Genomic DNA, 1,730 nt, shown 5'->3' with positions numbered 1-1,730 from the left:
GCCGCCAAGCGCAGCGGCAAGAAGCGCTGAACCCGGAGCCCCGGAACACCCCGGCCGCGCCCCCCCCCGGGGGGGGGCCCCCCCCGGCGCCCCCCCCGGTGGGGCTGGTCGCCAGCGGGGTCGGCGCGGCCGGGGTGCTGCTCGCCACCGCGATCGGGCTCGCGGGCACCGCGTTCCTCGCCCGCGGCCTGCCGTTCGACGGCGCCGACCGCGCCGGGTGATCGCCTGCGGCGGCGCCGCCGGATGATCGTCAGCGCCGCCGCAGCCCGTCCAGCGCGCGCCGCTGGTGCCGGTGCCCGATCGTCTCGTGGCCGAGCACCGTCACGTACGGCGCCAGCATCACCACCAGCAGGCACGCCGCGATCCCCACGCCCGCCGCGGCGAGCGCCACCGCGGCCCCGAGCACCCCGAGCGTGATCACCAGCAGCAGCACGTGGAACCCGTCGGCCTCCGACAGCAGCAGCGCGTGCAGCAGGTACACGACCAGCAGGTACAGCCCGAGCGGCACGGCCAGCGCCAGCACCACCGTGGCGTTGCCGATCGTCGAGTGGTGCTCCAGCTGCAACCCCGCCAGGTGCAGCCCGGCACCGGTCCCGGCGATTCCCCCGAACACCAGGATGTGCCCGTAGCCGAACAGGTAGCCGCGGGCGCGGCGCTGCTCCAGCACCTCGCCGAACGGGGTCGCGAAGTACACCCACCACATGCCGAAGGTCAGGCCGACGCCCGCGACGACCACCGCGACCGCGTCCCCGCTCCAGTTCACGCCGCTGCCGCCGCCGAGCAGCTCGCCGGAGGAGGCGATGGTGCCGACGACGCCTTCGCCGAGGGTGATGATCGCGAAGGCGCTGTAGCGCTCCGCCACGTGGTGCGGGTGCCAGGGCGTGCCGTGCGCGCGCCCCTGCGCGAAGACCGGCAGCGCCAGCTCCAGCAGCCCGAGCAGCACGAACGCCGCCAACGCGACGCCGAGCGGCAGGTTCGCGAAGGCGAGCACGACCCAGCCGACCTGCGCGAGCACCGTCCACCGGATGTTCGCGAAGCCGACCGCGCTGAACTCGGGCGATTCCCGCGCCGCTCGCCACCACTGCAGCACCATCGCGACCCGCATCACGACGTAGCCGAGCACGATCACCCGCACTTCGAGGCGCGACTCCTCGGCCAGGCCGGTGAACAGCGCGGGCAGGCCCAGGGCGAAGATGACCACGCCGATCATCTGCAGCATCGTCAACGCCCGGTACAGCCAGTCGTCGGTGTCGAAGGCGGAGGCGAACCAGCTGAAGCTGATCCACGCCACGCTGATCGCGAACATCGCGAGCACGAACGCGGTGATCCCGGGCACGACGTGCCCCCCGGCCAGCGTCTCGGCGAGGAAGGAGGCGGCGGTGCCGACCGCGACCACGAAGGTCAGGTCGAACAGCAGCTCCAGGGGAGTGGCGACCCGGCCCGGTTCGTCCGGGCCGCGACCGGTCATCGGCTGTCGCGGATGCGCCAGGCCACCGGGGTGGTCGTGCTCGCTCATGTTCGGCTTCCCGTCCGGGTCGTTCGCGTCGGGCCGCGGGTGATCGTATGCGCCGATGGGCCGTTCGGGGGCTCGGGTGGCGGTGATCGGCCGCACGCCGACGGCAGGTGACCGTCCCGTTCGCCCGGCGTCGTCGGGGCGCAAGGGGCGGTCTGGGCGGAGTCAGGCGGGGGCCGGGGCCCGCGTCCGGAGGTCGGCGGCGGGGAGTTCCAAG

3 protein-coding genes (1 of these 3 running past the window's edge) are annotated in these 1,730 nt (G+C 74.3%); 2 read left to right on the top strand and 1 reads right to left on the bottom strand.

Features of this window, described 5'->3' with window-relative positions; all coding sequences use genetic code 11:
- Together LCD33_RS18460 and LCD33_RS28975 are read left to right on the top strand one after the other, a co-directional pair.
- Nucleotides 1–30, top strand: the end of a protein-coding gene (locus LCD33_RS18460; protein WP_224978084.1) for an MFS transporter. Its footprint begins 1,131 nt before the window's first position; only the last 30 of its 1,161 coding nucleotides appear in the window; the start codon falls outside the window, past its left edge; the stop codon is at nt 28–30.
- A gap of 68 nt (nt 31–98) precedes the next feature.
- Entirely contained in the window at nt 99–221 is a 123-nt protein-coding gene (locus LCD33_RS28975; RefSeq protein ID WP_255617623.1) for a hypothetical protein, read from the top strand.
- Nucleotides 222–250: 29 nt separating this feature from the next.
- Here the strand turns inward: LCD33_RS28975 and LCD33_RS18455 are convergent, their stop codons facing one another.
- The gene (locus LCD33_RS18455) at nt 251–1,516 is read right to left on the bottom strand and encodes a low temperature requirement protein A (protein WP_224968250.1); all 1,266 of its coding nucleotides are present in this window, start codon (nt 1,514–1,516) and stop codon (nt 251–253) included.
- Nucleotides 1,517–1,730: the final 214 nt, after the last annotated feature.

Origin of the sequence: Saccharopolyspora sp. 7B, assembly GCF_020177435.1 — a bacterium.
In the GTDB taxonomy this organism is placed as follows: domain Bacteria; phylum Actinomycetota; class Actinomycetes; order Mycobacteriales; family Pseudonocardiaceae; genus Saccharopolyspora_C; species Saccharopolyspora_C gregorii.
Note: the sequence above shows the minus strand (reverse complement) of the source record. Positions and strands in the feature narration are given on the sequence as shown.

Excerpts from the sequence above, each read along its gene's own strand:
- LCD33_RS18455 (WP_224968250.1), bottom strand. The coding sequence starts at position 1,516 with ATGAGCGAGCACGACCACCCCGGTGGCCTGGCGCATCCGCGACAGCCG.